Raw genomic sequence first — 23,686 nt, forward strand, 5'->3', positions numbered from 1 at the left:
CGTTGTGCAAAAAAAATTAGACTCGCTGCTCGCGGCAGCAGGCATTGAGCTGCCCGATCAGCAGAAACAGCAGCTGCTGGGCTATGTCGGCATGCTGGATAAGTGGAACAAGGCTTATAACCTCACGTCGGTGCGCGATCCGCAGCAAATGCTGGTGCGCCACATCCTCGACAGTATTGTGGTCAATCCGCATCTGCAGGGCTCGCGTTTTATCGATGTCGGCACCGGCCCCGGCTTGCCGGGCATTCCGCTGGCGATTGTGCGCCCGGATGCGCATTTCACGCTGCTCGACAGCCTGGGCAAGCGCGTGCGTTTCCTGCGCCAGGTGCAGCATGAGCTGGGCCTGAACAATATCGAGCCGGTGCAGAGCCGCGTCGAAGCGTTTCCGGCCGAGCCACCGTTCGATGGCGTGATCAGCCGGGCATTCGCTTCGCTGCAGGATATGCTGTCCTGGTGCCATCACCTGCCGGCGAAAGGGCAGGGGCGTTTTTACGCGTTGAAAGGCGTGCGCCCGGATGAAGAACTGACGCAGCTGCCGGCTGGCGTTAGCCTGGAGTCTATCGTGCGGCTGCAGGTGCCTGAACTGGAAGGCGAACGTCATCTGGTGATTCTTAAGGCAAACTGAGTTTGCTTTTGATCAAACAAGCGTGAATTAAAGGTCGTACCCAGCAGAAAGATAAGCAGGCTAATTAGTTGGTCGCTTTTTTTAGTTAATTTACTTTCTATTAACACAAAAAACGCGGCTAATTAGCGACAATAGAGTAATTGCATTTAGAAATAGTCACGTTAGCAATCATGTGCGAAAGATTGGCGTTTGCTGCTAATGTTAATTGGCTGTTGGAATATTGCCCCGCTGCTTGTCAATAAAAGGTTTTCATCGGGTATACGGATTGTTTTTGAACAGTTAACTAGTAATGTTTTGATTTATATAATTTTTTGATCGCTCAAATTGCTAAAGACGGTTTGGTTGACCATCGGCTATAAATCAGGAAGGGACATTACTGTGATCAGCTTCGCGTTTCTAAACGCAACGCTGGAATAATCAGACAATTAAATGCGCCCTATTATTCCGACCGTTTTCTTGTGAAAATAGGCTGGAATAGGGAAATTTAAATAATTGTTCACCTTTTCGCTACTTATCGATTGAATTCGTTGGTATGCCCCGTATAATTTGCTCGTTTTTTGCTGCTTGACTCAGGACAGCAAAAACAGTTGTATACGTCACTCAGCATACCCCCTCTGGGGTACGGAGAGAACAAACGTCATGTCTGTGTCCCTTTACAGCGGGAAAGTCGCACGCAAACTGCTGTTTTTGCAGTTAATGACTTTTGTTCTGATCAGCGTTGCTTTCTGGCTGAAAAGCCCGGAATGGAGCGCTTCGGCGTTGGCAGGCGGTCTCGCCGCCTGGTTGCCGAGTGCAATGTTTATGCTGTTTGCCTTGCGCCATCAGGCGCAAACGCCGGCGCCCGGTAGGGTTGCCTGGTCGTTCGCCATCGGCGAGGGGCTAAAGGTCGTGATCACCATCGTTTTGCTGATCGTGGCGCTGGGGGTGTTCAAGGCGGAGTTTATACCGCTTGGCCTGACCTATTTAGCGGTGTTAGTGGTGCAGATAGTGGCACCGGCCGTGATTAACAGTTACCGAACTTAACTAAATAAGGGTAAGAGGCATCATGTCTGCAGGAGAAGTCTTGACTCCACAGGAGTATATCGGTCACCACCTGACGCAGCTTCAGGTCGGGACTGGGTTCTGGTCGATCAACATCGACTCGATGTTTTTCTCCGTCGTCCTCGGGGCGCTTTTCCTGGTGATCTTCCGCAAAGTGGCCAAAAACGCCACCAGCGGCGTGCCGGGTAAACTGCAAACCGCCGTGGAGCTGGTGGTCGGTTTCGTCGACAGCAGCGTGCGCGACATGTACCACGGCAAGAGCAAGGTGATTGCGCCGCTGGCGCTGACCGTGTTCGTCTGGGTGTTCCTGATGAACCTGATGGACCTGCTGCCCATCGACTTCCTGCCTTATGTTGGCGAACACATCCTCGGCCTGCCTGCGCTGCGCGTGGTGCCTACCGCCGATGTGAACGTCACGCTGTCGATGGCGCTGGGCGTGTTTATCCTGATTCTGTTCTATAGCATCAAAATGAAAGGCGTTGGCGGGTTTGTTAAAGAGTTGACCATGCAGCCGTTCAACCACCCTGTATTCATTCCTATCAACCTGATTCTTGAAGGTGTCAGCCTGCTGTCCAAACCTGTTTCACTGGGTCTGCGACTGTTCGGCAACATGTATGCGGGTGAGTTGATCTTCATCCTGATTGCCGGCCTGTTGCCGTGGTGGTCACAGTGGGTCCTGAGCTTGCCTTGGGCTATCTTCCACATCCTGATCATTACGCTTCAAGCCTTTATTTTCATGGTTCTGACGATCGTCTATCTGTCGATGGCGTCTGAAGAGCACTGATTTTCTTAAAACACTTGCACTTTTAAACTGAAACAAACTGGAGACTGTCATGGAAAACCTGAGTATGGATCTGCTGTACATGGCTGCCGCTGTGATGATGGGTTTAGCGGCAATCGGTGCTGCGATCGGTATCGGCATCCTGGGTGGTAAATTCTTGGAAGGCGCTGCTCGTCAGCCTGACCTGATTCCTCTGCTGCGTACACAGTTCTTTATCGTTATGGGTCTGGTCGACGCCATCCCGATGATCGCTGTAGGTCTGGGTCTGTACGTGATGTTCGCCGTCGCGTAAGTAGAGCAACCCTCTACGACGTAACCAAACTATTAACTTTTAAAGAGGCATTGTGCTGTGAATCTTAACGCAACAATCCTCGGCCAGGCCATCGCGTTCGTTCTGTTTGTCTGGTTCTGCATGAAGTACGTATGGCCGCCGATCATGGCTGCCATCGAGAAGCGTCAGAAAGAAATCGCTGACGGCCTCGCTTCTGCAGAGCGTGCCAAAAAAGATCTGGACTTAGCGCAAGCCAATGCGACCGACCAGCTGAAAACTGCCAAAGCAGAAGCTCAGGTGATCATCGAGCAAGCGAACAAACGCAAAGCTCAGATCATGGATGAAGCGAAAGCCGAAGCCGAGCAGGAACGTAACAAAATCGTGGCGCAGGCTCAGGCTGAGATCGAAGCCGAACGTAAGCGCGCTCGTGAAGAGTTGCGTAAGCAAGTCGCGATGCTGGCAATTGCCGGCGCCGAGAAGATCATCGAACGTTCCGTGGATGAAGCTGCTAACAGCGACATCGTTGATAAACTGGTCGCTGAACTGTAAGGAGGGAGGGGCTGATGTCTGAATTTGTAACTGTAGCTCGCCCCTACGCCAAAGCAGCTTTTGACTTTGCCGTTGAGCACCAAAGCGTAGAGCGCTGGCAGGACATGCTGGCGTTTGCGGCTGAAGTCACTCGCAATGAACAGATTTCTGAACTGCTGTCTGGCGCGGTTGCGCCAGAAACGCTGTCCAAGACGTTCATCGCGGTTTGTGGCGATCGGCTCGACGAACATGGCCAGAACTTTATCCGTGTAATGGCCGAAAATGGACGTTTACTGGTTCTTCCTGCCGTGCTGCAGCAGTTCATCGAACTGCGCGCCTCGCTGGAATCCACCGTCGAAGTCGAAGTGCTCTCTGCGAGCGCGCTGAACGACGAACAGCAGGCGAAAATCGCCGCTGCGATGGAAAAACGTCTGTCACGCAAAGTTAAGCTGAATTGCAAAATTGACAAGTCTGTACTGGCCGGCATCGTTGTTCGCGCCGGCGATATGGTGATTGATGGCAGCGTTCGCGGTCGTCTTGAACGCCTGACAGACGTCTTGCAGTCTTAAGGGGACTGGAGCATGCAACTGAATTCCACCGAAATCAGCGAACTGATCAAGCAGCGCATTGCTCAGTTCAATGTAGTGAGCGAAGCTCACAATGAAGGTACTATCGTTTCCGTCAGCGACGGGATCATCCGCGTACACGGCCTGGCCGAAGTTATGCAGGGCGAAATGATCGCGCTGCCTGGCAACCGTTACGCAATCGCATTGAACCTGGAGCGCGACTCCGTTGGTGCCGTGGTCATGGGTCCGTACGCGGATCTGGCCGAAGGCATGAAGGTGAAATGCACCGGCCGTATCCTGGAAGTTCCAGTCGGTCGTGGTCTGCTGGGCCGCGTAGTTAACACCCTGGGCGCACCAATCGACGGCAAAGGCCCGATTGAGAACGACGGTTTCTCTCCGGTAGAAGCTATCGCGCCAGGCGTTATCGAGCGTCAGTCCGTTGATCAGCCGGTTCAGACTGGCTACAAATCCGTTGACGCCATGATTCCAATTGGCCGTGGCCAGCGTGAGCTGGTGATCGGTGACCGTCAGACCGGTAAAACCGCGCTGGCGATCGATGCGATCATCAACCAACGCGACTCCGGCATCAAATGCGTTTACGTGGCTATCGGCCAGAAAGCGTCCACCATCGCTAACGTGGTGCGCAAACTGGAAGAGCACGGCGCACTGGCCAACACCATCGTGGTGGTGGCGACCGCTTCCGAATCCGCTGCACTGCAATACCTGGCGCCATATGCCGGTTGCGCAATGGGCGAATACTTCCGTGACCGCGGTGAAGATGCGCTGATCGTGTACGATGACCTGTCCAAACAGGCCGTTGCTTACCGCCAGATTTCCCTGCTGCTTCGTCGTCCGCCAGGTCGTGAAGCTTACCCAGGCGACGTATTCTACCTGCACTCCCGCTTGCTGGAGCGCGCAGCGCGCGTCAACGCCGAATACGTTGAAGCCTTCACCAAAGGTGAAGTTAAAGGCCAAACCGGTTCACTGACCGCTCTGCCGATCATTGAAACCCAGGCGGGTGACGTTTCCGCGTTCGTTCCGACCAACGTAATCTCGATTACCGATGGTCAGATCTTCCTGGAATCCAACCTGTTCAACTCCGGTATTCGTCCGGCAGTTAACCCGGGTATCTCCGTATCCCGTGTTGGTGGCGCCGCGCAGACCAAGATCATGAAGAAACTGTCCGGCGGTATCCGTACCGCGCTGGCGCAGTATCGTGAACTGGCTGCGTTCTCCCAGTTCGCCTCCGATCTGGACGACGCGACCCGCAAACAGCTGAGCCACGGTCAGAAAGTGACCGAGCTGCTGAAACAGAAACAGTATGCGCCGATGTCGGTTGCACAACAGTCTCTGGTGCTGTTTGCCGCAGAACGCGGTTACCTGAACGACGTCGAAGTCGCCAAAGTGGTGAGCTTCGAAGCCGCGCTGGTCGCCTATGCGGACCGCGAGCACGCCGAACTGCTGAACCACATCAACCAAACTGGCAACTTCAATGATGAGATCGAGGGCAAGTTGAAAGACATCCTCGAGACCTTCAAGAAAACCCAGTCCTGGTAACGCCGAACGGTCCTGCTGTTGAAAGACAGCAGGCCGTCTGGCACTGAGGAGAAGCAGAGATGGCCGGCGCAAAAGAGATACGTAGTAAGATCGCTAGCGTGCAAAACACGCAAAAGATCACTAAAGCGATGGAAATGGTCGCCGCCTCCAAAATGCGTAAATCGCAGGATCGCATGGCGGCCAGCCGTCCTTATGCAGAGACCATGCGCAAAGTGATTGGTCACCTTGCGTTAGGGAATCTGGAGTACAAGCACCCGTACCTGGATGAGCGTGACGTTAAGCGCGTTGGGTATCTGGTGGTGTCTACTGACCGTGGTCTCTGCGGCGGCTTGAACATCAACCTGTTCAAAAAGCTGCTGGCGGAGATGAAAGCCTGGTCCGAAAAAGGCGTCGAAACCGATTTGGCGCTGATTGGCTCTAAAGCGGCCTCTTTCTTTGGTTCCGTGGGCGGCAACGTGGTTGCCCAGGTGACCGGCATGGGGGATAAACCTTCCCTGTCGGATCTGATCGGGCCGGTGAAAGTGATGCTGCAGGCCTACGACGAAGGTCGTTTGGACAAGCTGTACATTGTCAGCAACAAATTTGTTAATACGATGTCCCAAGAGCCGCAGGTGCTTCAGCTGCTGCCGTTACCGCCAGCCGATGACGAAGAGCTGAAGAAAACGCCTTGGGATTACCTGTATGAACCGGATCCAAAAGTGCTGCTTGATACCTTGCTGCGCCGCTATGTGGAGTCGCAGGTTTATCAGGGCGTCGTGGAAAACCTGGCCAGCGAGCAGGCCGCACGAATGGTCGCGATGAAAGCCGCAACCGATAACGGCGGTAGCCTGATCAAAGAGCTGCAGTTGGTATACAACAAGGCGCGTCAGGCCAGCATCACTCAGGAACTCACCGAGATCGTTTCGGGAGCCTCCGCGGTTTAAGCTAGGTTTACGAATTACGTAGAGGATTCAAGATGGCTACTGGAAAGATTATCCAGGTAATCGGCGCCGTGGTGGACGTCGAGTTCCCTCAGGATGCCGTACCGAAAGTGTACGACGCCCTTGAGGTAGAAAACGGCACCGAAAAACTGGTGTTGGAAGTTCAGCAACAGCTGGGCGGTGGCGTGGTTCGCTGTATCGCAATGGGGACCTCCGACGGTCTGCGTCGCGGTCTGAAAGTGAACAACCTGAACCACCCGATTGAAGTGCCGGTGGGTAAAGCTACCCTGGGCCGTATCATGAACGTATTGGGTCAACCGATCGACATGAAAGGCGACATCGGCGAAGAAGAGCGTTGGGCGATTCACCGCGCGGCGCCAAGCTACGAAGAGCTGTCCAGCTCCCAGGAACTGCTGGAAACCGGTATCAAGGTAATGGACCTGATTTGTCCATTCGCCAAGGGCGGTAAAGTCGGTCTGTTCGGCGGTGCGGGCGTAGGTAAAACCGTAAACATGATGGAGCTGATCCGTAACATCGCGATCGAGCACTCCGGTTATTCCGTGTTCGCGGGCGTGGGCGAGCGTACTCGTGAGGGTAACGACTTCTACCACGAAATGACCGACTCCAACGTTCTGGACAAAGTATCTCTGGTTTACGGCCAGATGAACGAGCCACCAGGTAACCGTCTGCGCGTTGCGCTGACCGGTCTGACCATGGCGGAGAAATTCCGTGACGAAGGCCGTGACGTTCTGCTGTTCGTTGACAACATCTACCGTTACACCCTGGCCGGTACCGAAGTGTCCGCACTTCTGGGCCGTATGCCATCCGCGGTAGGTTATCAGCCAACGCTGGCGGAAGAGATGGGCGTTCTGCAAGAACGTATCACCTCGACCAAGACCGGTTCCATCACTTCCGTACAGGCCGTTTACGTTCCTGCGGATGACTTGACTGACCCGTCTCCAGCCACCACCTTTGCGCACTTGGACGCAACCGTGGTACTGAGCCGTAACATCGCTTCTCTGGGTATCTACCCGGCCGTTGACCCGCTGGATTCCACCAGCCGTCAGCTGGATCCGCTGGTTGTTGGCCAGGAGCACTACGACGTAGCGCGTGGCGTGCAGTCCATTCTGCAACGTTACCAGGAACTGAAAGATATCATCGCGATCCTGGGTATGGACGAGCTGTCTGAAGAAGACAAACTGGTCGTATCCCGTGCGCGTAAGATCCAACGCTTCCTGTCTCAGCCGTTCTTCGTGGCAGAAGTCTTCACCGGTTCTCCGGGCAAGTTCGTATCGCTGAAAGACACCATCCGTGGTTTCAAAGGCATTATGGACGGCGACTATGACCACCTGCCGGAGCAGGCGTTCTACATGGTTGGCACCATTGAAGAAGCAGTGGAAAAAGCCAAGAAACTGTAACGCCTTGAGAGGAGGGTGATATGGCTATGACTTACCATCTGGATGTAGTCAGCGCGGAAAAACAGATGTTTTCCGGCCTGGTGCAGAAGATCCAGGTGACAGGCAGCGAAGGTGAACTGGGGATCTTCCCTGGCCATGCGCCGCTGCTGACTGCCATCAAGCCTGGCATGGTGCGTATTGTTAAGCAGCACGGTGAAGAAGAGTTCATCTACCTGTCCGGCGGCATCCTCGAGGTGCAGCCGAGCGTGGTTACCGTGCTGGCGGACACTGCTATCCGTGGTACTGACCTCGACGAAGCGAGAGCGTTGGAAGCTAAGCGTAAAGCTGAAGAACACATTCGCAGCTCTCATGGCGATGTCGACTATGCTCAGGCATCCGCTGAACTGGCGAAAGCGATCGCAAAACTGCGCGTTATCGAGCTCACCAGAAAAGCGATGTAATGTTTGGGTGCCCGGCACCCAACTTTAAGAAAGCGGCCTATAGGGTCGCTTTTTTTTTACTTTAAAATAAGCATTTCAGCCCGGCGGGCGGTGTGGTGTATAACCGCTGATATCGGGAAATAAACGTCGCCGATCGCCGACAGTTTTTTCGTCCCGACGCCGAATTAGCCGTGATAGCGGCAGACCAAGGCCCACGCGGCCTGCGCCGGGTTCGTGCAGAGAAATATGTAGTAATATCGTCGCTAAACGGTTTTACTTTCGTCTATCAAAATGGAGTTATCAGGTTGCTTATGTCGAACAGCGCAATGAGCGTGGTCATCCTCGCCGCGGGCAAGGGAACACGCATGTATTCCGATCTTCCCAAGGTTTTACATCCGTTGGCCGGCAAGCCGATGGTGCAACACGTCATTGATGCCGCGATGAAACTGGGCGCGCAACAGGTTCATCTGGTATACGGCCACGGCGGCGATCTGTTGAAAAGCACGTTGACCGAAGGCGCGCTGAACTGGGTGCTGCAGGCCGAGCAACTGGGTACCGGCCATGCGATGCAGCAGGCCGCGCCGCACTTTGCCGACGATGAAGACGTGCTGATGCTGTACGGCGATGTGCCGTTAATCTCCGTGGATACGCTGCAACGCCTGCTGGCGGCCAAGCCGCAGGGCGGCATCGGCCTGCTGACGGTCAAGCTGGACGATCCGAGCGGTTACGGCCGCATCGTGCGTGAGCAGGGCAACGTGGTGGGCATCGTCGAACACAAGGACGCCAGTGAGGCACAGCGCCAGATCAACGAGATCAATACCGGCATCCTGGTGGCGAACGGGCGCGATCTGAAGCGCTGGCTGGGAATGTTGAATAACGACAACGCACAGGGCGAGTTTTACATCACCGATATCATTGCGTTGGCCCATGCCGACGGCAAGAAAATCGAAGCCGTGCACCCGTCGCGTTTAAGTGAAGTGGAAGGCGTGAACAACCGTCTGCAGCTGGCGACTCTGGAGCGCGTATTCCAGTCGGAACAGTCTGAAAAGCTGCTGTTGGCCGGCGTGATGTTGTTGGATCCGGCGCGTTTCGATCTGCGCGGGGAACTTGTTCACGGCCGTGACATCACTATTGATGCGAATGTGATTATCGAAGGTCACGTCAAGCTGGGCGACCGGGTGAAAGTCGGCGCCGGCTGCGTGCTGAAAAACTGCGTGATTGGCGATAACTGCGAGATCAGCCCTTACAGCGTGCTGGAAGACAGCGTGCTGGAAGCAGACTGCACGGTGGGGCCGTTCGCCCGCCTGCGCCCAGGCGCGGAGCTGGCGGCAGGGGCTCACGTCGGCAACTTCGTGGAAATGAAAAAGGCGCGTCTGGGCAAAGGCTCCAAGGCCGGCCACCTCAGCTACCTGGGCGATGCCGAAATCGGTGATGACGTGAATATCGGCGCCGGCACCATCACCTGTAACTACGATGGCGCCAACAAGCACAAAACGCTGATCGGCGATGGCGTGTTCGTCGGTTCCGATACTCAGCTGGTGGCGCCGGTGTCGGTCGGCAAAGGATCCACCATCGCCGCCGGCACCACGGTGACGCGCGATATCGCCGAGAACGAACTGGTGCTGAGCCGCGTCAAGCAGGTGCACATTCAGGGTTGGCAACGTCCGGTGAAGAAGAAGCCATAGTGTGTTTTGCGTTGGGCTCCGTTCAGAGCCCAATACAAAACATAATAACCCCCACCATCTACAGGCTCGGGGGGACGCACGGTAAAAACCGGCAAAAATCAGGTCAAGGCATCGAAAGCGCCCATGAAGGGCGTTCATTAGGAATATAACTGATGTGTGGAATTGTAGGCGCAGTAGCGCAACGTGATATCGCAGAAATCCTGTTGGAAGGTTTACGTCGTCTCGAGTATCGCGGTTATGACTCCGCTGGTCTGGCGGTGGTCGATGAAAAAGGCAACGTCAGTCGCCTGCGTCGCGTTGGCAAGGTACAAAAGCTGGCCGAAGCGGCGGAACAAACCGATCTGCACGGCGGTACCGGCATCGCTCACACCCGTTGGGCTACGCACGGTGAACCGACCGAAGCGAACGCGCACCCGCATGTTTCCGACTACATTACCGTGGTGCATAACGGCATCATCGAAAACCACGAGCCGCTGCGCGAACTGCTGATTGAACGCGGTTACCGTTTCAGCTCTGAAACCGACACCGAAGTGATTGCGCACCTGGTGCACTGGGAACAACTGCAAGGCGGTACGCTGCTGGAAGTGGTTCAGCGCGTGATCCCGCAGCTGCGCGGCGCTTATGGCACCGTGGTGATGGACAGCCGCGATCCGAGCGTGCTGGTCGCGGCGCGTTCCGGCAGCCCGCTGGTTATCGGCCGCGGCGTCGGGGAAAACTTCATCGCTTCCGATCAGCTGGCGCTGCTGCCGGTCACCCGCCGCTTCATCTTCCTGGAAGAGGGCGACGTGGTGGAAGTGACTCGCCGCACCGTCAACATCTTCGACAAACAGGGCAACGCCATCGAGCGTCCTGAGATCGAATCCCAGGTGCAGTATGACGCCGGCGACAAGGGCGCTTATCGCCACTACATGCAAAAAGAGATTTACGAACAGCCGCTGGCGCTGAAAAACACCCTGGAAGGGCGTTTCAGTCATGGTCAAATCAACCTGAGTGAGCTGGGGCCGCACGCCGACGAGTTGCTCGCCAAGGTGCAGCACGTGCAGATTATCGCCTGTGGGACTTCTTACCACTCCGGTATGGTGGCGCGTTACTGGTTCGAAGCGCTGGCTGGCGTGCCGTGCGATGTCGAGATCGCGTCCGAATTCCGTTACCGCAAATCGGCGGTGCGTCCGGGCAGCCTGATCATCACTCTGTCACAGTCCGGCGAAACCGCCGACACCCTGGCGGCGCTGCGCCTGTCCAAAGAGCTGGGTTATCTCGGTTCGCTGGCCGTTTGTAACGTTGCCGGCTCTTCGCTGGTGCGCGAATCCGATCTGGCGCTGATGACCAAAGCGGGTACGGAAATCGGCGTAGCCTCGACCAAAGCCTTCACCACGCAGCTCACCGTGCTGTTGATGCTGGTGGCGCGCCTGGGCCGTCTGAAAGGCATGGCGGAAAGCGTGGAGCACGAGATCGTGCATGGTCTGCAGGCGCTGCCGGCGCGTATCGAGCAGATGCTGTCGATGGATAAAGAGATCGAAGCGCTGGCGGAAGGCTTCTCCGACAAGCACCATGCGCTGTTCCTCGGCCGCGGCGATCAGTATCCGATCGCCATGGAAGGGGCGCTGAAGCTGAAAGAGATCTCCTATATTCACGCTGAAGCTTATGCGGCGGGCGAGTTGAAACACGGCCCGCTGGCGCTGATCGACGCCGATATGCCGGTGATCGTGGTGGCGCCAAACAACGAACTGCTGGAAAAGCTGAAGTCCAACATTGAAGAAGTGCGCGCGCGCGGCGGCCAGCTGTACGTGTTCGCCGATCAGGACGCCGGCTTCGTCAGCAGCGAAGGCATGACCCTCATTCCTCTGCCGCACGTCGAGGAAATCGTCGCGCCGATCTTCTACACCGTGCCGTTGCAGCTGCTGTCTTACCACGTGGCGCTGATCAAGGGCACCGACGTTGACCAGCCGCGCAACCTGGCGAAGTCTGTCACCGTAGAGTAATTTGTTACAGGTAAACTGCAAAAGCCGGCCTTAGCGCCGGCTTTTTTCATGAGTGACCTTAAAGATGACAGCGCTGCCGTTTCGGTGATAAACGTTGTCATATTCAAGCGGATAGGCCGCGCCAAGCCGGTTTTTTATTGCTTGGGAAATGTGCTGTTTCACGGCTAACCTTCTGATTTACATAAAAACAAATACCTATCAAATACGCTGTAATATAACTGTCATATTGCGTACATTTTTCTGTCACCAAACTGTCCTATTTTCCCTCCTGCAGCAATACTTACTCTGATTAAAACGACTCGAAGTCGATTTTAAGTATCCCATTAGGAGGGATTATGAAACTGATGCGTACCACCGTCGCCAGTATTGTGGCAGCGACCTTCTCCCTGACCGCCGTGTCCGCGTTCGCTGCTGCCAGCCTGACCGGTGCAGGTGCGACATTCCCCGCTCCGGTTTACGCCAAGTGGGCAGATTCTTATCAGAAAGAAACCGGCAACAAAGTTAACTATCAGGGCATCGGCTCCTCTGGCGGCGTGAAGCAAATCGTGGCCAACACCGTTGACTTTGGTGCCTCCGACGCCCCGCTGTCTGACGACAAGCTGGCGGCCGACGGCCTGTTCCAGTTCCCGACCGTGATTGGCGGCGTGGTGCTGGCGGTGAATATCCCGGGCATCAAATCCGGCGAACTGACGCTGGACGGCAAAACCCTGGGCGATATCTACCTGGGCAACGTCAAAAAGTGGAACGATCCGGCTATCACCAAGCTGAACCCAGGCGTGAAACTGCCTGACCAGAACATCGCCGTAGTGCGCCGCGCCGACGGTTCCGGCACCTCGTTCGTGTTCACCAGCTACCTGTCCAAGGCCAATGCGCAGTGGAAAGAAAAGATTGGCGCCGGTTCTACCGTTAACTGGCCGACCGGTCTGGGCGGTAAAGGCAACGACGGCATCGCCGCCTTCGTTCAGCGCCTGCCAGGCTCTATCGGCTACGTAGAATACGCTTACGCCAAGCAGAACAACCTGGCTTACACCAAGCTGGTGTCCGCCGACGGCAAACCGGTCAGCCCGACCGAAGAGAGCTTCAGCAACGCCGCCAAAGGCGCGGATTGGAGCAAAACTTTCGCTCAGGATCTGACTGACCAGAAAGGCGACAACGTGTGGCCAATCACCTCCACCACCTTCATCCTGGTGCACAAAGAGCAGAAAAACCCTGCTCAGGGCGCCGAAGTGCTGAAGTTCTTCGACTGGGCGTATAAAACCGGTGCAAAACAAGCTAACGAGCTGGATTACGCCACCCTGCCGGCAGAAGTGGTTGAGCAGGTGCGTGCGGCCTGGAAAACCAACGTAAAAGACAGTTCAGGTAAAGCGCTGTACTAACAACGCAGGGGCGCGGGTTCGCCGCGCCCCACACAGTTCTTCAGGCTCCGATCCCGATTGGGGCTGCCAGGGTTCAAACAGAGAGTAATCTATGGCTGAGTACAAGCCGACCATCAAAGCACCGGGCAAAAACGGTGACATCATTTTCAGCGCGCTGGTGAGACTGGCTGCGCTGATTACCCTATTGTTGCTGGGTGGCATCATCGTTTCGCTGATCTTCGCCTCCTGGCCAAGCATGCAGAAATTCGGCTTTGCGTTCCTGTGGACCAAAGAGTGGGACGCGCCGGCGGAGCAGTTCGGCGCGCTGGTGCCGATCTACGGCACCGTGGTCACCTCGCTTATCGCGCTGATCATCGCCGTGCCGGTGAGCTTCGGCATCGCGCTGTTCCTGACCGAACTGGCGCCGAACTGGTTGAAGCGGCCGCTGGGCATCGCCATTGAGCTGCTGGCGGCCATTCCGAGCATCGTCTACGGCATGTGGGGCCTGTTCGTGTTCGCCCCGCTGTTCGCCGAATACTTCCAGACGCCGGTGGGCGAAGTACTGTCGGGCATTCCAATCGTCGGCGAGCTGTTCTCCGGCCCGGCCTTCGGCATCGGCATCCTGGCCGCCGGGGTGATCCTGGCGATCATGATCATTCCTTACATTGCTGCGGTGATGCGCGACGTGTTCGAACAGACCCCGGTAATGATGAAAGAGTCGGCCTACGGTATCGGCTGCACCACCTGGGAGGTCATCTGGCGCATCGTGCTGCCGTTCACCAAAAACGGCGTCATCGGCGGCGTGATGTTGGGCCTGGGCCGCGCGCTGGGGGAAACCATGGCGGTGACCTTTATCATCGGCAACACCTACCAGCTCGACAGCGCTTCGCTGTACATGCCGGGCAACAGCATCACCTCGGCGCTGGCCAACGAATTCGCTGAAGCCGAGTCCGGCGTGCACACCGCCGCGTTGATGGAGCTGGGCCTGATTCTGTTTGTTATCACCTTTATCGTGCTGGCGCTGTCGAAACTGATGATCATGCGTCTGGCCAAGAATGAGGGGCGTTAACATGGCGACGATGGATATGCAAAACGCAGTCGTTCTGGCGGAAAGCCGCCGCAAAATGCAGGCCTGGCGCCGGCAGAAAAACCGCCTCGCGCTGTTCCTGTCGATGGCGACCATGGCGTTCGGGCTGTTCTGGCTGATCTGGATCCTGATCGCCACCGTCACCAAAGGCTTCGACGGCATGTCGCTGGCGCTGTTCACCGAGATGACCCCGCCGCCGAATACCGCGGGCGGCGGCCTGGCCAACGCCATCGCCGGCAGCGGTCTGTTGATCCTGTGGGCGACCCTCTTCGGTACGCCGCTGGGCATCATGGCCGGCATCTACCTGGCGGAATACGGCCGTAAATCCTGGCTGGCGGAAGTGATCCGCTTTATCAACGACATTCTGCTCTCCGCACCGTCGATCGTGGTGGGCCTGTTCGTTTACACCATCGTGGTGGCGAAGATGGAACACTTCTCCGGTTGGGCCGGCATCGTGGCGCTGGCGCTGCTGCAGGTGCCGATCGTCATTCGCACCACCGAGAACATGCTGAAGCTGGTGCCGGATACGCTGCGCGAGGCCGCTTATGCGCTGGGCACGCCGAAATGGCGCATGATTTCCGCTATCACGCTGAAGGCGTCGGTGTCCGGCATCATCACCGGCGTGCTGCTGGCGATTGCGCGTATCGCGGGGGAAACGGCGCCGCTGCTGTTCACCTCGCTGTCGAACCAGTTCTGGAGCACCGACCTGATGCAGCCGATCGCCAACCTGCCGGTGACCATCTTCAAATTCGCCATGAGCCCGTTCGCCGAATGGCAGCAGCTGGCCTGGGCCGGGGTGCTGTTGATCACCCTGTGCGTACTGTTACTGAATATCCTGGCGCGCGTAATTTTCGCCAAGAAAAAGCATTCATAAAATTTTGAGCGCCGCTTTGGCGGCGCTGATGAAAAGAGAGAAGTCTTGATGAGTATGGTTACTGACGCTTCCAGCAGCAAAATTCAGGTACGCGATCTGAACTTCTACTACGGCAAATTCCATGCGCTGAAGAACATCACGCTGGATATCGCCAAGAACAAGGTCACCGCGTTTATCGGCCCCTCCGGCTGCGGCAAATCCACCCTGCTGCGCACCTTCAACAAGATGTACCAGCTGTACCCGGAACAGCGTGCGGAAGGCGGCATCCTGCTGGACGGCCAGAACATCCTGACCGACAACTCGGATATCGCGCTGCTGCGCGCCAAGGTCGGCATGGTGTTCCAAAAGCCGACGCCGTTCCCGATGTCGATTTACGACAACATCGCCTTCGGCGTTCGCCTGTTTGAAAAGCTGTCGCGCGCCGATATGGACGAGCGCGTGCAGTGGGCGCTGACCAAGGCGGCGCTGTGGAACGAAACCAAGGACAAGCTGCACCAGAGCGGCTACAGCCTCTCCGGCGGCCAGCAGCAGCGTCTGTGCATCGCCCGCGGCATCGCCATTCGTCCGGAAGTGCTGTTGCTGGATGAGCCTTGCTCGGCGCTGGATCCGATCTCCACCGGCAAGATTGAAGAGCTGATCAGCGAACTGAAGGCCGATTACACCGTGGTGATTGTGACGCACAACATGCAGCAGGCGGCGCGCTGCTCCGACTCTACCGCATTTATGTATCTGGGCGAGCTGATCGAGTTCAGTGATACTGATAACCTGTTCACTGCGCCGCAGAAAAAGCAGACTGAAGACTACATCACTGGCCGTTATGGTTGATAGGAAGCATCATGGATAACCTGAATTTAAACAAACACATTTCCGGCCAGTTCAACGCAGAGCTCGAGCATATCCGCACCCAGGTGCTGACCATGGGCGGGCTGGTGGAGCAGCAGCTGACCGATGCCATCACCGCGATGCACAATCAGGATGGCGAGCTGGCCAAGCGCGTGATCGAAGGCGACGCCAAGGTCAACATGATGGAAGTGGCGATCGACGAAGCCTGCGTGCGCATTATCGCCAAGCGCCAGCCGACCGCCAGCGATCTGCGTCTGGTGATGGCGATCATCAAAACCATTTCCGAACTGGAACGCATCGGCGACGTGGCGGACAAGATCTGCCGCACCGCGCTGGAGAAGTTCTCGCACCAGCACCAGCCGCTGCTGGTCAGCCTGGAGTCGCTGGGGCGCCACACCGTGCAGATGCTGCACGACGTGCTGGACGCGTTCGCGCGCATGGATCTGGACGAGGCGATCCGTATTTACCGGGAAGATAAAAAGGTCGACCAGGAATATGAAGGCATCGTGCGTCAGCTGATGACCTACATGATGGAAGATTCGCGCACCATTCCGAGCGTGCTGACCGCGCTGTTCTGCGCCCGTTCTATCGAGCGTATCGGCGATCGCTGCCAGAATATCTGCGAATTTATCTTCTATTTCGTCAAAGGACAGGATTTCCGTCATTTGGGCGGCGACGCCCTGGAAAAGCTGCTGTCTCCGGGCGGTAAAGACGAAAAAGACGACTAACCCTTTCCGGGTAATATCCTTCCAAGGCGCGGTTTCCCGCGCCTTTATTCCATCTTAAGCGCGTAAAGATAAAAAGGTTATAAATATAGCTTTTTATATTATTTCCTGACCTATGTGGCGCTTGCTAGCTTATCCGCCAGCAGGACATCAACCACTTAGGAGCTTTCTATGAAACATCGCGCTTTGGCCTTAACGTTGTTAGCCAGTCTGACCGGTTTCGCCGCCGGCGCCGCGCACGCGGACAAACTTGACGATATCAAGCAAGCCGGCGTGGTGCGCATCGCGGTGTTCGACAGCAATCCGCCGTTCGGTTACATCGATCCGCAGAGCAAGAAGCTGGTGGGCTACGATGTGGATGTCGCCGACGCGATCGGCAAAGCGCTGGGGGTGAAAGTGGAGCTGCGCGCCACCAACCCGGCCAACCGCATTCCGCTGCTGGTGTCGAAGAAGGTTGACCTGATTGCCGCCAACTTCACCATTACCGACGAGCGCGCCAAGGAAGTGAACTTCAGCGTGCCGTATTTCGCCACCGGCCAGAAATTCATCGCCCGCAAAGGCGTATTGAAAACGCCGGAGGACATCAAGAAGCTGCGCATCGGCGCGGATAAGGGCACGGTGCAGGAAATCACCCTGCGCGAGCGTTTCCCGACGGCGAAAGTGATCTCCTACGATGATACCCCGCTGGCGTTCGTGGCGCTGCGTAACGGCAACGTGCAGGCGATCACTCAGGACGACGCCAAGCTGGTCGGCCTGCTCGGCAACCTGCCGGCAGCGCAAAAGGCGGAGTTTGAAATTTCGCCGTTCAGCCTGACCAAAGAGTATCAGGGTGTCGGCATTCCCAAGGGCGAAGATCGCCTGACCGCCGCGGTGAACGAGACGCTGATCAAGCTGGAAAAAGACGGTGAAGCGGTTAAGATTTACGATCGCTGGTTCGGGCCGGAAACCCAATCCGCCCAGCCGCGCGGCGATTTCAAAATCGCGCCTTTGGATCAGCAACCGAAAGCCTGATTTAACCGCGCGCGGTGAGATCGGTACGGAGGGGCGCAGCTTGCTGCGCCCCTGATGCATTCTGCAAGACAAGGATTGAACATGAATCTGGACTGGCTGCTGGCGCCGCAATACCTGAGCTGGCTGTGGCACGGCTTTCTGCTGACGCTGTGGCTTTCCGCCTGCGCGGGCCTGGCGGCCACGCTGCTGGGCTTCGTGCTGGCGGCGATGCGCGACAGCAGCCTGCGGCCATTGCGCTGGCTGGCGATGGGCTACAGCTCGCTGTTTCGCAATACGCCGCTGCTGGTGCAGCTGTTCTTCTGGTACTTCGCCGCCGGGCAGATCTTGCCGTCCGCCGCCATGCAGTGGCTGAACAGCGCCCATCAGATCGGCCCGCTTGAGTGGCCGTCGTTCGAGTTTCTCGCCGGTTTCTTCGGCCTGACGCTCTACTCCACCGCCTTTATCGCCGAAGAGATCCGTTCCGGCATTCGCGGCGTCGCCGGCGGGCAGAAATATGCCGCTCAGGCGCTGGGGCTGACCGGCTGGCAGGCGATGCGCTACGTGGTGTTGCCGCAGGCGCTGAAAATCGCGCTGCCGCCGCTGCTGGGGCAATACATGAACGTGATCAAGAACTCGTCGCTGACCATGGCGATCGGCGTGGCCGAACTCTCTTACGCCTCGCGTCAGGTCGAAACCGAAACCCTGCGCACCTTCCAGGCGTTCGGCGTGGCGACGGTACTGTACATCGCCATCATCGCGCTGCTGGAAGGCTGGGGCATGTGGCGACAACAGCGTAAACCGCTGGGAGGGCATTGAGATGGATTTCAGCGTGATTCACGACAACCTGGGCTACCTGCTGTGGGGCACCTGGCCGGATGGGCCGCTGGGCGGCGCGGCGCTGACGTTGGCGATCAGTCTGATGGCCGGGGTCGCCTCGGCGGTGCTCGGCACCCTGCTCGGCGTGGCGCTGGCGATGTCGCGCGGCATCGCCGCCGGGCTGCTGGCGGCGGTGTTGGGCTTTTTCCGCGCCATTCCGGTCATCATGCTGATCTTCTGGACCTATTTCCTGCTGCCGATGGTGTTTGGCGTAGAGATCCCGGAAATCACCACCGTCGTGTGCGCGCTGGCGCTGATCGCCTCGGCCTATCTGGCCCATGCGGTGAAAGCCGGCATCGCCGCGATCGGCCCCGGCCAGTGGCAGGCCGGGCTCTCTCTGGGGCTGACCCGCTGGCAGACGCTGCGCATGATCGTGCTGCCGCAGGCGCTGCGCATGATGGTGCCGTCGTTCATCAACCAGTGGATCTCCCTGATCAAAGACACCTCGTTGGCTTATATCGTCGGCGTTGGCGAACTGACCTTCCTGGCGACCCAGGTCAACAACCGCAGCATGGTCTACCCGATGGAAGTGTTCCTGTTCGTGGCGCTGGTCTATTTTGTGTTTTGCCTGGCGCTCGATCTGCTGGCCAATGCGGTCAACCGCCGCTTCGGCGCGCAAACCCGCGCGCTGAAACGGTCCTGGCGCTGGTGGCGCAACAAGCCGCCGTTGCCGGCCAGTTAATCGGCCGTCAGCCGCCAGCCGCGTTCGCGCCACAGCGTGGGCAATTGAGCCAGGTCGTCAAACGTTGTCACCAGCGGGTGATCGATCGGCGGGTTATGCGGATCGGCGCAGAAGTAAAAGACCGGGATGCCGGCATTGATGCCGGCCTGCGCGCCGGCGGGCGAGTCGTCCACCAGGATGCAGCGCGTCACCGGCACCCGCATCTGTTCGGCGGCGTGAAACACGATCGCCGGATCCGGCTTCCAGCGCTGAATGTCATAGCCGCTGAACAACCGGTCATCAAAATAAGGCAGCATGCCGGTCAGGCCGAGTGAGTGCTGCATCTTGCTGACCGGCCCGTTGGAGACGGTGCAGACGGGCACCGTCACCTGCGCCAGCAGCTCGCGGGCGCCGGCAATCTGCTGCAGCTCGCTGTCGAACAACCGCGCCACTTCCTGCCGATACAGCGGCTCCAGCGTCTCTTTTGCCAGGTCAGTGCCCTGCTCGGCGTTGACCCGATCGATGATCTCGTACAGCTTCACCCCTTTGTATTTCTTGAACACCTCTTCCAGCGACAGATGAATGCCGTAGCGGGCGAACATGTGCACATAGGCTTTGCTGCACAGCACTTCGCTGTCCACCAGCGTGCCGTCGCAGTCGAACAAAATGCAGTCAATCTGATTCATGCGGGACAGGTTCCTTCGGGTTAACGCCGCTGAGGCGACTCAGCGATCACTTGATCAGGTTACGCGCCTTGAGATCGTGCAAAATCAGCGCGGCGACGTGTGAGCACTGCGGCAGATCGCGGCTGTCGCACCACTTCAGCTCGGCGATTTCGGCGGCCGGCTGCAACTGCCCGGTAAAGCCGGCCTGGTAGCAGCGAATGCGCACCTGGGTGCCGTCCTGCTTGCCGTCTGCCGGGCCGGAGAACTCGCCGTAAAACGCGATGGAGTTCGGCTGCAGCGCGACGGTCAGCTCTTCGTCGATTTCGCGGCACAGCGCCTGTTCGTCGGTTTCACCCGCTTCGCGCTTTCCGCCTGGCATATAAAACAGCGTCTTGTTGTGTGAGCGCACCAGCGCCACTTTGTCATCTTTCAGCGCGATCAACGCCAGCTTATCGATAAAGGTCGAAGACATGCGGATTCCTGTTTGTTAACGGATAGGGAAAGAGGGGCGATAGGCCATTTTATCGGCCGTGCCGACAAACGGCAACGCAGCGGGCGGTCGGGGGATGAATGTCTGTAAATACAAGCCGTTGACGCATTTAGCCGTAAAGACGGCGAAAAAAACCTGTGACCGGCGTCAAAAGCCCCACTTTTTGTTATAGGATAGCCGGCGACTGTCCATTCCCATTTTCGGAATTCTGATAATGACCAAACCAGTATCTGGCCTTGACGCTGAGCAAGGCTTGCTTGGGCGCGTGTTTAAACTCAAGCAACATGGCACGACGGCGCGTACGGAAACGATTGCCGGTATCACCACCTTCCTCACCATGGTGTATATCGTGTTCGTTAACCCGCAAATTTTAGGCGCGGCGGGCATGGATACCCAGGCGGTATTTGTCACCACCTGTTTGATCGCCGCCTTCGGCAGCATCTTTATGGGCCTGCTGGCGAACCTGCCGGTGGCGTTGGCGCCGGCGATGGGGCTGAACGCTTTCTTCGCCTTCGTGGTGGTCGGGGCGATGGGCATCTCCTGGCAGGTGGGCATGGGCGCCATCTTCTGGGGCGCGGTCGGCCTGCTGCTGCTGACCATTTTCCGCATTCGCTACTGGATGATCGCCAACATTCCGGTCAGCCTGCGGGTCGGCATCACCAGCGGCATCGGCCTGTTCATCGGCATGATGGGGCTGAAAAACGCCGGCATCGTGGTGGCCAACCCGGACACCCTGGTGACCATCGGCAGCCTGACCTCGCACAACGTGCTGCTGGGGGCGCTCGGCTTCTTCATTATCGCCGTGCTCTCTTCGCGTAACTTCCACGCGGCGGTGCTGGTGTCGATCGTGGTCACCACCCTGATCGGCTGGATGCTGGGCGACGTGAAATACGGCGGTCTGTTCTCGCTGCCGCCGAGCATTACCTCGGTGGTGGGCCAGGTCGACGTGGCCGGCGCGCTGAACATCGGGCTGGCCGGGGTCATCTTCTCGTTTATGCTGGTGAACCTGTTCGACTCCTCCGGCACCCTGATCGGCGTCACCGATAAAGCCGGCCTGACCGACAACCAGGGTAAGTTCCCACGCATGAAGCAGGCGCTGTACGTTGACAGCATCAGCTCGGTGGCCGGTTCGCTGGCGGGCACCTCTTCCGTGACCGCTTATATCGAAAGCTCATCCGGCGTCGCCGTCGGCGGCCGCACCGGTTTGACGGCGGTGGTCACCGGCCTGCTGTTCCTGCTGGTGATCTTCCTGTCGCCGCTGGCGGGCATGGTGCCGGCGTATGCCGCCGCCGGCGCGCTGATCTACGTCGGCGTGCTGATGACCTCCAGCCTGGCGCGGGTGAAATGGGACGATCTGACCGAAGCGGTGCCGGCGTTTGTCACCGCGGTGATGATGCCGTTCAGCTTCTCGATCACCGAAGGCATCGCGCTCGGCTTTATCTCCTACTGCGTGATGAAGCTGGGCACCGGCCGCTGGCGTGAAATCAGCCCGTGCGTGGTGGTGGTGGCGCTGCTGTTCGTGCTTAAGATTGTCTTCGTCGACGGCCATTGACAGCCAAAGGGCCGACGGCGGTCGGCCCTGAATCCCTAGACGCCCGGCGTCGCATCCGGCGCCTGATCCAACACCCACTGCAACGGCCGTCTGAAGCGCGCCTGCCAGCTGCCGGCGGCATCCTCTCCCTGGGCGAAGTGCAGCGTCTGCACCTGATTATCCTCCCCGAACAGATTGGCGAAGTGCAACGCCAGCGCCTGCTCGCTGAAGGTCTGCCGATCGTAATACGCCATCACGATTTTCTTTTTCGCCGCCAGCGACTGCTGGGCCGGCTTGATCTCGCCGTGGGGGGCGATCAGGAGCGCGCCGGCGTAAAACTGTGGGTACTTCGCGAGCAGGTTAGCGGCATGCAGCGCGCCCTGGCCGCGGGCGCTGAGATAAATCCGCCGGGGATCCAGCTTTAGCTGCGGAGCCAGCTGTTGCACCGTGCGCTGCAGGGCGGTTTGGGTGCTCTCGTCGCTGTAATTTGACCAGCGGAAGCTGTTTTCCGACAGCATCTGCGTGCCGTTGATCTCGATGTAGGCCACGCCCATTTCGCCGAACAGCAGCCGCTCCTCGGGGCTGATGGCGGCGGCTTTGCCGTAGGTATGCAGGAAGATCACCGTTGGCCAGCCTGCGGGCGGCGCTTCGCCGTCCGGCACCGCGTAGCTGGCTTTGCCTTCATACTGACGGGCGTGCTGCAGATAGCGCGCTTTGGTGACGGCCAAAATGGATTGGTAAGTGGCGGAGTGTTGGATGCTGTTGAAGGCGTCGTCCTCCAGCAGGTTGTAGTAGTACCACAGGCCGCGGTCGGCGCTCAGCTGCAGGTAACGCTCCGCCAGTTCGGTTTGCCCTTTCTCCGCCGACGACACCGCCAGCTGGTAGGGCGCCCAGACGTTGCGGCCGTCTTCGCGCATCAGCGTCAGGTACAGCGACATGGCGCCGAGCTTTTTGTCTTCCTGGGTTTGCGCGGAACGCGACAGTTGGGCGTTGAGCGCGCTGTGCGCCGGCAGCTCCAGCGGCTCTTCACCGGCGGGATAACGCATGTCTGCGGCGAAAGCGGGACTGGTGATGGAAACGAAAAATAACGCTAAAATGAAAAAATACATGATGCTATGGCTTTAATTTCAATAAATTGACGGACGTCATGTCCTGTTGCGGCGCCCAGCGGGCGCCGCGAGACCTTCACTCCACGCGGCGAATAAAATCGCTGAACGCGGACAGCTGGCCGGTCAGGAAATCCAGCGTTCCCTGATCGCTCAGTTCACCGGCCTGTTCATCGACCTTGCTCTGGATCACGCCGCCCATAAACTCAGGCTTGTTCATTACCATCGCATCGAGGAACACCAGGATCTGGCGCAGATGGTATTGGCAGCGCGCGCCGCCGATCGGCCCCATTGAGCTGGTTTGAATGGCGACCGGCTTGCCGGCCAGCGGCTGATTCGGTACGCGAGACAGCCAGTCGATGGCGTTCTTCAACCCGCCGGGCACGGAATAGTTATATTCAGGGGTGACGATGATCACGCCGTCGGCCTGGCGGATCTGCTCGGCGATCGCCTCGACCGCGGCAGGGAAGCCTTCACCCTGTTGCATGTCGGCGTCGTACAGCGGGATATCGCGGATGGAGGGCAGCGCTTCAATGGTGACGCCCTGCGGGGCCAGGCCAGGCAGGGCGCGGGCCACCATGGCGTTGTAGGAGCCTTTGCGCAGGCTGCCGAGTAGAGTGACGATTTTTAAGGCTTGGTCTGACATGGTGATTCTCCCTTTCGAATGAGCAGATTCAGCGTACAACATGG

At 57.9% G+C, this 23,686-nt stretch carries 25 protein-coding genes; 21 read left to right on the forward strand and 4 right to left on the reverse strand.

From position 1 onward, the window contains the following. The first annotated feature begins 4 nt into the window (after positions 1 to 4). The 20 genes from rsmG to AC2CGI_RS20085 all read left to right on the forward strand — a co-directional run bounded on the left by rsmG (position 5) and on the right by AC2CGI_RS20085 (position 19,225). Positions 5 to 625 carry a 16S rRNA (guanine(527)-N(7))-methyltransferase RsmG gene (gene rsmG, locus AC2CGI_RS19990; RefSeq protein ID WP_015379471.1) on the forward strand — a complete coding sequence of 207 codons (621 nt, stop codon included), beginning with the start codon at positions 5 to 7 and terminating at the stop codon, positions 623 to 625. A gap of 639 nt (positions 626 to 1,264) precedes the next feature. Beyond that, positions 1,265 to 1,648 (forward strand): F0F1 ATP synthase subunit I, encoded by a 384-nt coding sequence (atpI, locus tag AC2CGI_RS19995; protein ID WP_004933796.1) that lies wholly within the window; start codon positions 1,265 to 1,267, stop codon positions 1,646 to 1,648. 22 nt (positions 1,649 to 1,670) lie between these two features. Then, positions 1,671 to 2,450, forward strand: a complete 780-nt coding sequence (atpB, locus tag AC2CGI_RS20000) for a F0F1 ATP synthase subunit A (protein ID WP_015376132.1) — start codon at positions 1,671 to 1,673, stop codon at positions 2,448 to 2,450. A 49-nt stretch (positions 2,451 to 2,499) separates the two neighbouring features. Continuing rightward, on the forward strand, positions 2,500 to 2,739 hold the full coding sequence (atpE, locus tag AC2CGI_RS20005; protein ID WP_004093904.1) for a F0F1 ATP synthase subunit C: 240 nt from the start codon (positions 2,500 to 2,502) through the stop codon (positions 2,737 to 2,739). Between the two features lie 57 nt (positions 2,740 to 2,796). Further along, entirely contained in the window at positions 2,797 to 3,267 is a 471-nt protein-coding gene (gene atpF / locus AC2CGI_RS20010; protein WP_004933804.1) for a F0F1 ATP synthase subunit B, read from the forward strand. 14 nt (positions 3,268 to 3,281) lie between these two features. Beyond that, positions 3,282 to 3,815, forward strand: a complete 534-nt coding sequence (gene atpH, locus AC2CGI_RS20015; protein WP_015376133.1) for a F0F1 ATP synthase subunit delta — start codon at positions 3,282 to 3,284, stop codon at positions 3,813 to 3,815. Positions 3,816 to 3,827: 12 nt separating this feature from the next. Continuing rightward, a complete protein-coding gene (gene atpA, locus AC2CGI_RS20020; protein ID WP_004933808.1) occupies positions 3,828 to 5,369 on the forward strand; it encodes a F0F1 ATP synthase subunit alpha in 1,542 nt (513 codons plus the stop codon). Between the two features lie 59 nt (positions 5,370 to 5,428). Further along, positions 5,429 to 6,292, forward strand: coding sequence for a F0F1 ATP synthase subunit gamma (atpG, locus tag AC2CGI_RS20025; RefSeq protein ID WP_004933811.1), 864 nt, complete (start codon positions 5,429 to 5,431; stop codon positions 6,290 to 6,292). A gap of 32 nt (positions 6,293 to 6,324) precedes the next feature. After that, positions 6,325 to 7,707: a F0F1 ATP synthase subunit beta gene (atpD, locus tag AC2CGI_RS20030; RefSeq protein ID WP_075685610.1), complete on the forward strand. Its 1,383-nt coding sequence runs from the start codon at positions 6,325 to 6,327 to the stop codon at positions 7,705 to 7,707. 20 nt (positions 7,708 to 7,727) lie between these two features. Further along, complete coding sequence (locus tag AC2CGI_RS20035) at positions 7,728 to 8,147, forward strand: F0F1 ATP synthase subunit epsilon (protein WP_004933814.1); 420 nt, start codon at positions 7,728 to 7,730, stop codon at positions 8,145 to 8,147. 290 nt (positions 8,148 to 8,437) lie between these two features. Further along, positions 8,438 to 9,811, forward strand: a complete 1,374-nt coding sequence (gene glmU, locus AC2CGI_RS20040) for a bifunctional UDP-N-acetylglucosamine diphosphorylase/glucosamine-1-phosphate N-acetyltransferase GlmU (protein ID WP_015376135.1) — start codon at positions 8,438 to 8,440, stop codon at positions 9,809 to 9,811. Between the two features lie 152 nt (positions 9,812 to 9,963). Then, entirely contained in the window at positions 9,964 to 11,793 is a 1,830-nt protein-coding gene (gene glmS / locus AC2CGI_RS20045; protein WP_004933817.1) for a glutamine--fructose-6-phosphate transaminase (isomerizing), read from the forward strand. A 335-nt stretch (positions 11,794 to 12,128) separates the two neighbouring features. Next, positions 12,129 to 13,169 carry a phosphate ABC transporter substrate-binding protein PstS gene (gene pstS, locus AC2CGI_RS20050; RefSeq protein WP_004933819.1) on the forward strand — a complete coding sequence of 347 codons (1,041 nt, stop codon included), beginning with the start codon at positions 12,129 to 12,131 and terminating at the stop codon, positions 13,167 to 13,169. 91 nt (positions 13,170 to 13,260) lie between these two features. Further along, positions 13,261 to 14,217 carry a phosphate ABC transporter permease PstC gene (gene pstC / locus AC2CGI_RS20055; RefSeq protein ID WP_004933822.1) on the forward strand — a complete coding sequence of 319 codons (957 nt, stop codon included), beginning with the start codon at positions 13,261 to 13,263 and terminating at the stop codon, positions 14,215 to 14,217. Between the two features lies 1 nt (position 14,218). Continuing rightward, positions 14,219 to 15,109 carry a phosphate ABC transporter permease PstA gene (pstA, locus tag AC2CGI_RS20060; protein ID WP_004933824.1) on the forward strand — a complete coding sequence of 297 codons (891 nt, stop codon included), beginning with the start codon at positions 14,219 to 14,221 and terminating at the stop codon, positions 15,107 to 15,109. A 54-nt stretch (positions 15,110 to 15,163) separates the two neighbouring features. Beyond that, positions 15,164 to 15,934: a phosphate ABC transporter ATP-binding protein PstB gene (gene pstB, locus AC2CGI_RS20065; protein WP_016929614.1), complete on the forward strand. Its 771-nt coding sequence runs from the start codon at positions 15,164 to 15,166 to the stop codon at positions 15,932 to 15,934. Positions 15,935 to 15,945: 11 nt separating this feature from the next. Further along, the gene (gene phoU / locus AC2CGI_RS20070) at positions 15,946 to 16,680 is read left to right on the forward strand and encodes a phosphate signaling complex protein PhoU (protein ID WP_004933833.1); all 735 of its coding nucleotides are present in this window, start codon (positions 15,946 to 15,948) and stop codon (positions 16,678 to 16,680) included. 168 nt (positions 16,681 to 16,848) lie between these two features. Continuing rightward, positions 16,849 to 17,688 (forward strand): ABC transporter substrate-binding protein, encoded by an 840-nt coding sequence (locus tag AC2CGI_RS20075; protein ID WP_015376136.1) that lies wholly within the window; start codon positions 16,849 to 16,851, stop codon positions 17,686 to 17,688. Between the two features lie 81 nt (positions 17,689 to 17,769). Next, on the forward strand, positions 17,770 to 18,483 hold the full coding sequence (locus AC2CGI_RS20080) for an amino acid ABC transporter permease (protein ID WP_015376137.1): 714 nt from the start codon (positions 17,770 to 17,772) through the stop codon (positions 18,481 to 18,483). Position 18,484: 1 nt separating this feature from the next. Then, positions 18,485 to 19,225 (forward strand): amino acid ABC transporter permease, encoded by a 741-nt coding sequence (locus AC2CGI_RS20085; protein ID WP_015376138.1) that lies wholly within the window; start codon positions 18,485 to 18,487, stop codon positions 19,223 to 19,225. Here the strand turns inward: AC2CGI_RS20085 and yieH are convergent. Both yieH and AC2CGI_RS20095 read right to left on the reverse strand, forming a co-directional pair. After that, on the reverse strand, positions 19,222 to 19,890 hold the full coding sequence (yieH, locus tag AC2CGI_RS20090) for a 6-phosphogluconate phosphatase (RefSeq protein WP_015376139.1): 669 nt from the start codon (positions 19,888 to 19,890) through the stop codon (positions 19,222 to 19,224). The two genes, AC2CGI_RS20085 and yieH, sit on opposite strands and share 4 nt — an antisense overlap. Positions 19,891 to 19,936: 46 nt before the next feature. Further along, the gene (locus tag AC2CGI_RS20095) at positions 19,937 to 20,341 is read right to left on the reverse strand and encodes an NUDIX hydrolase (protein ID WP_015376140.1); all 405 of its coding nucleotides are present in this window, start codon (positions 20,339 to 20,341) and stop codon (positions 19,937 to 19,939) included. Positions 20,342 to 20,573: 232 nt separating this feature from the next. On the opposite strand from AC2CGI_RS20095, the gene AC2CGI_RS20100 reads away from it, so the two are divergent. After that, positions 20,574 to 21,911 carry an NCS2 family permease gene (locus AC2CGI_RS20100; RefSeq protein ID WP_004933851.1) on the forward strand — a complete coding sequence of 446 codons (1,338 nt, stop codon included), beginning with the start codon at positions 20,574 to 20,576 and terminating at the stop codon, positions 21,909 to 21,911. Between the two features lie 35 nt (positions 21,912 to 21,946). Here the strand turns inward: AC2CGI_RS20100 and AC2CGI_RS20105 are convergent, their stop codons facing one another. Both AC2CGI_RS20105 and AC2CGI_RS20110 read right to left on the reverse strand, forming a co-directional pair. Further along, a complete protein-coding gene (locus AC2CGI_RS20105; protein ID WP_015376141.1) occupies positions 21,947 to 22,999 on the reverse strand; it encodes an alpha/beta hydrolase in 1,053 nt (350 codons plus the stop codon). A gap of 76 nt (positions 23,000 to 23,075) precedes the next feature. After that, on the reverse strand, positions 23,076 to 23,642 hold the full coding sequence (locus tag AC2CGI_RS20110; RefSeq protein ID WP_004933859.1) for an NADPH-dependent FMN reductase: 567 nt from the start codon (positions 23,640 to 23,642) through the stop codon (positions 23,076 to 23,078). Positions 23,643 to 23,686 lie beyond the last annotated feature (44 nt).

The organism is Serratia sp. LSHTC3 (assembly GCF_057197125.1).

Bases quoted from the DNA above. Each gene is read 5' to 3' on its own strand.
- atpI (WP_004933796.1), top strand. From the start codon at position 1,265: ATGTCTGTGTCCCTTTACAGCGGGAAAGTCGCACGCAAACTGCTGTTT.
- atpB (WP_015376132.1), top strand. From the start codon at position 1,671: ATGTCTGCAGGAGAAGTCTTGACTCCACAGGAGTATATCGGTCACCAC.
- atpE (WP_004093904.1), top strand. From the start codon at position 2,500: ATGGAAAACCTGAGTATGGATCTGCTGTACATGGCTGCCGCTGTGATG.
- atpH (WP_015376133.1), top strand. From the start codon at position 3,282: ATGTCTGAATTTGTAACTGTAGCTCGCCCCTACGCCAAAGCAGCTTTT.
- atpA (WP_004933808.1), top strand. From the start codon at position 3,828: ATGCAACTGAATTCCACCGAAATCAGCGAACTGATCAAGCAGCGCATT.
- atpG (WP_004933811.1), top strand. From the start codon at position 5,429: ATGGCCGGCGCAAAAGAGATACGTAGTAAGATCGCTAGCGTGCAAAAC.
- atpD (WP_075685610.1), top strand. From the start codon at position 6,325: ATGGCTACTGGAAAGATTATCCAGGTAATCGGCGCCGTGGTGGACGTC.
- AC2CGI_RS20035 (WP_004933814.1), top strand. From the start codon at position 7,728: ATGGCTATGACTTACCATCTGGATGTAGTCAGCGCGGAAAAACAGATG.
- glmU (WP_015376135.1), top strand. From the start codon at position 8,438: ATGTCGAACAGCGCAATGAGCGTGGTCATCCTCGCCGCGGGCAAGGGA.
- glmS (WP_004933817.1), top strand. From the start codon at position 9,964: ATGTGTGGAATTGTAGGCGCAGTAGCGCAACGTGATATCGCAGAAATC.
- pstS (WP_004933819.1), top strand. From the start codon at position 12,129: ATGAAACTGATGCGTACCACCGTCGCCAGTATTGTGGCAGCGACCTTC.
- pstC (WP_004933822.1), top strand. From the start codon at position 13,261: ATGGCTGAGTACAAGCCGACCATCAAAGCACCGGGCAAAAACGGTGAC.
- pstA (WP_004933824.1), top strand. From the start codon at position 14,219: ATGGCGACGATGGATATGCAAAACGCAGTCGTTCTGGCGGAAAGCCGC.
- pstB (WP_016929614.1), top strand. From the start codon at position 15,164: ATGGTTACTGACGCTTCCAGCAGCAAAATTCAGGTACGCGATCTGAAC.
- phoU (WP_004933833.1), top strand. From the start codon at position 15,946: ATGGATAACCTGAATTTAAACAAACACATTTCCGGCCAGTTCAACGCA.
- AC2CGI_RS20075 (WP_015376136.1), top strand. From the start codon at position 16,849: ATGAAACATCGCGCTTTGGCCTTAACGTTGTTAGCCAGTCTGACCGGT.
- AC2CGI_RS20080 (WP_015376137.1), top strand. From the start codon at position 17,770: ATGAATCTGGACTGGCTGCTGGCGCCGCAATACCTGAGCTGGCTGTGG.
- AC2CGI_RS20085 (WP_015376138.1), top strand. From the start codon at position 18,485: ATGGATTTCAGCGTGATTCACGACAACCTGGGCTACCTGCTGTGGGGC.
- yieH (WP_015376139.1), bottom strand. From the start codon at position 19,890: ATGAATCAGATTGACTGCATTTTGTTCGACTGCGACGGCACGCTGGTG.
- AC2CGI_RS20095 (WP_015376140.1), bottom strand. From the start codon at position 20,341: ATGTCTTCGACCTTTATCGATAAGCTGGCGTTGATCGCGCTGAAAGAT.
- AC2CGI_RS20100 (WP_004933851.1), top strand. From the start codon at position 20,574: ATGACCAAACCAGTATCTGGCCTTGACGCTGAGCAAGGCTTGCTTGGG.
- AC2CGI_RS20105 (WP_015376141.1), bottom strand. From the start codon at position 22,999: ATGTATTTTTTCATTTTAGCGTTATTTTTCGTTTCCATCACCAGTCCC.
- AC2CGI_RS20110 (WP_004933859.1), bottom strand. From the start codon at position 23,642: ATGTCAGACCAAGCCTTAAAAATCGTCACTCTACTCGGCAGCCTGCGC.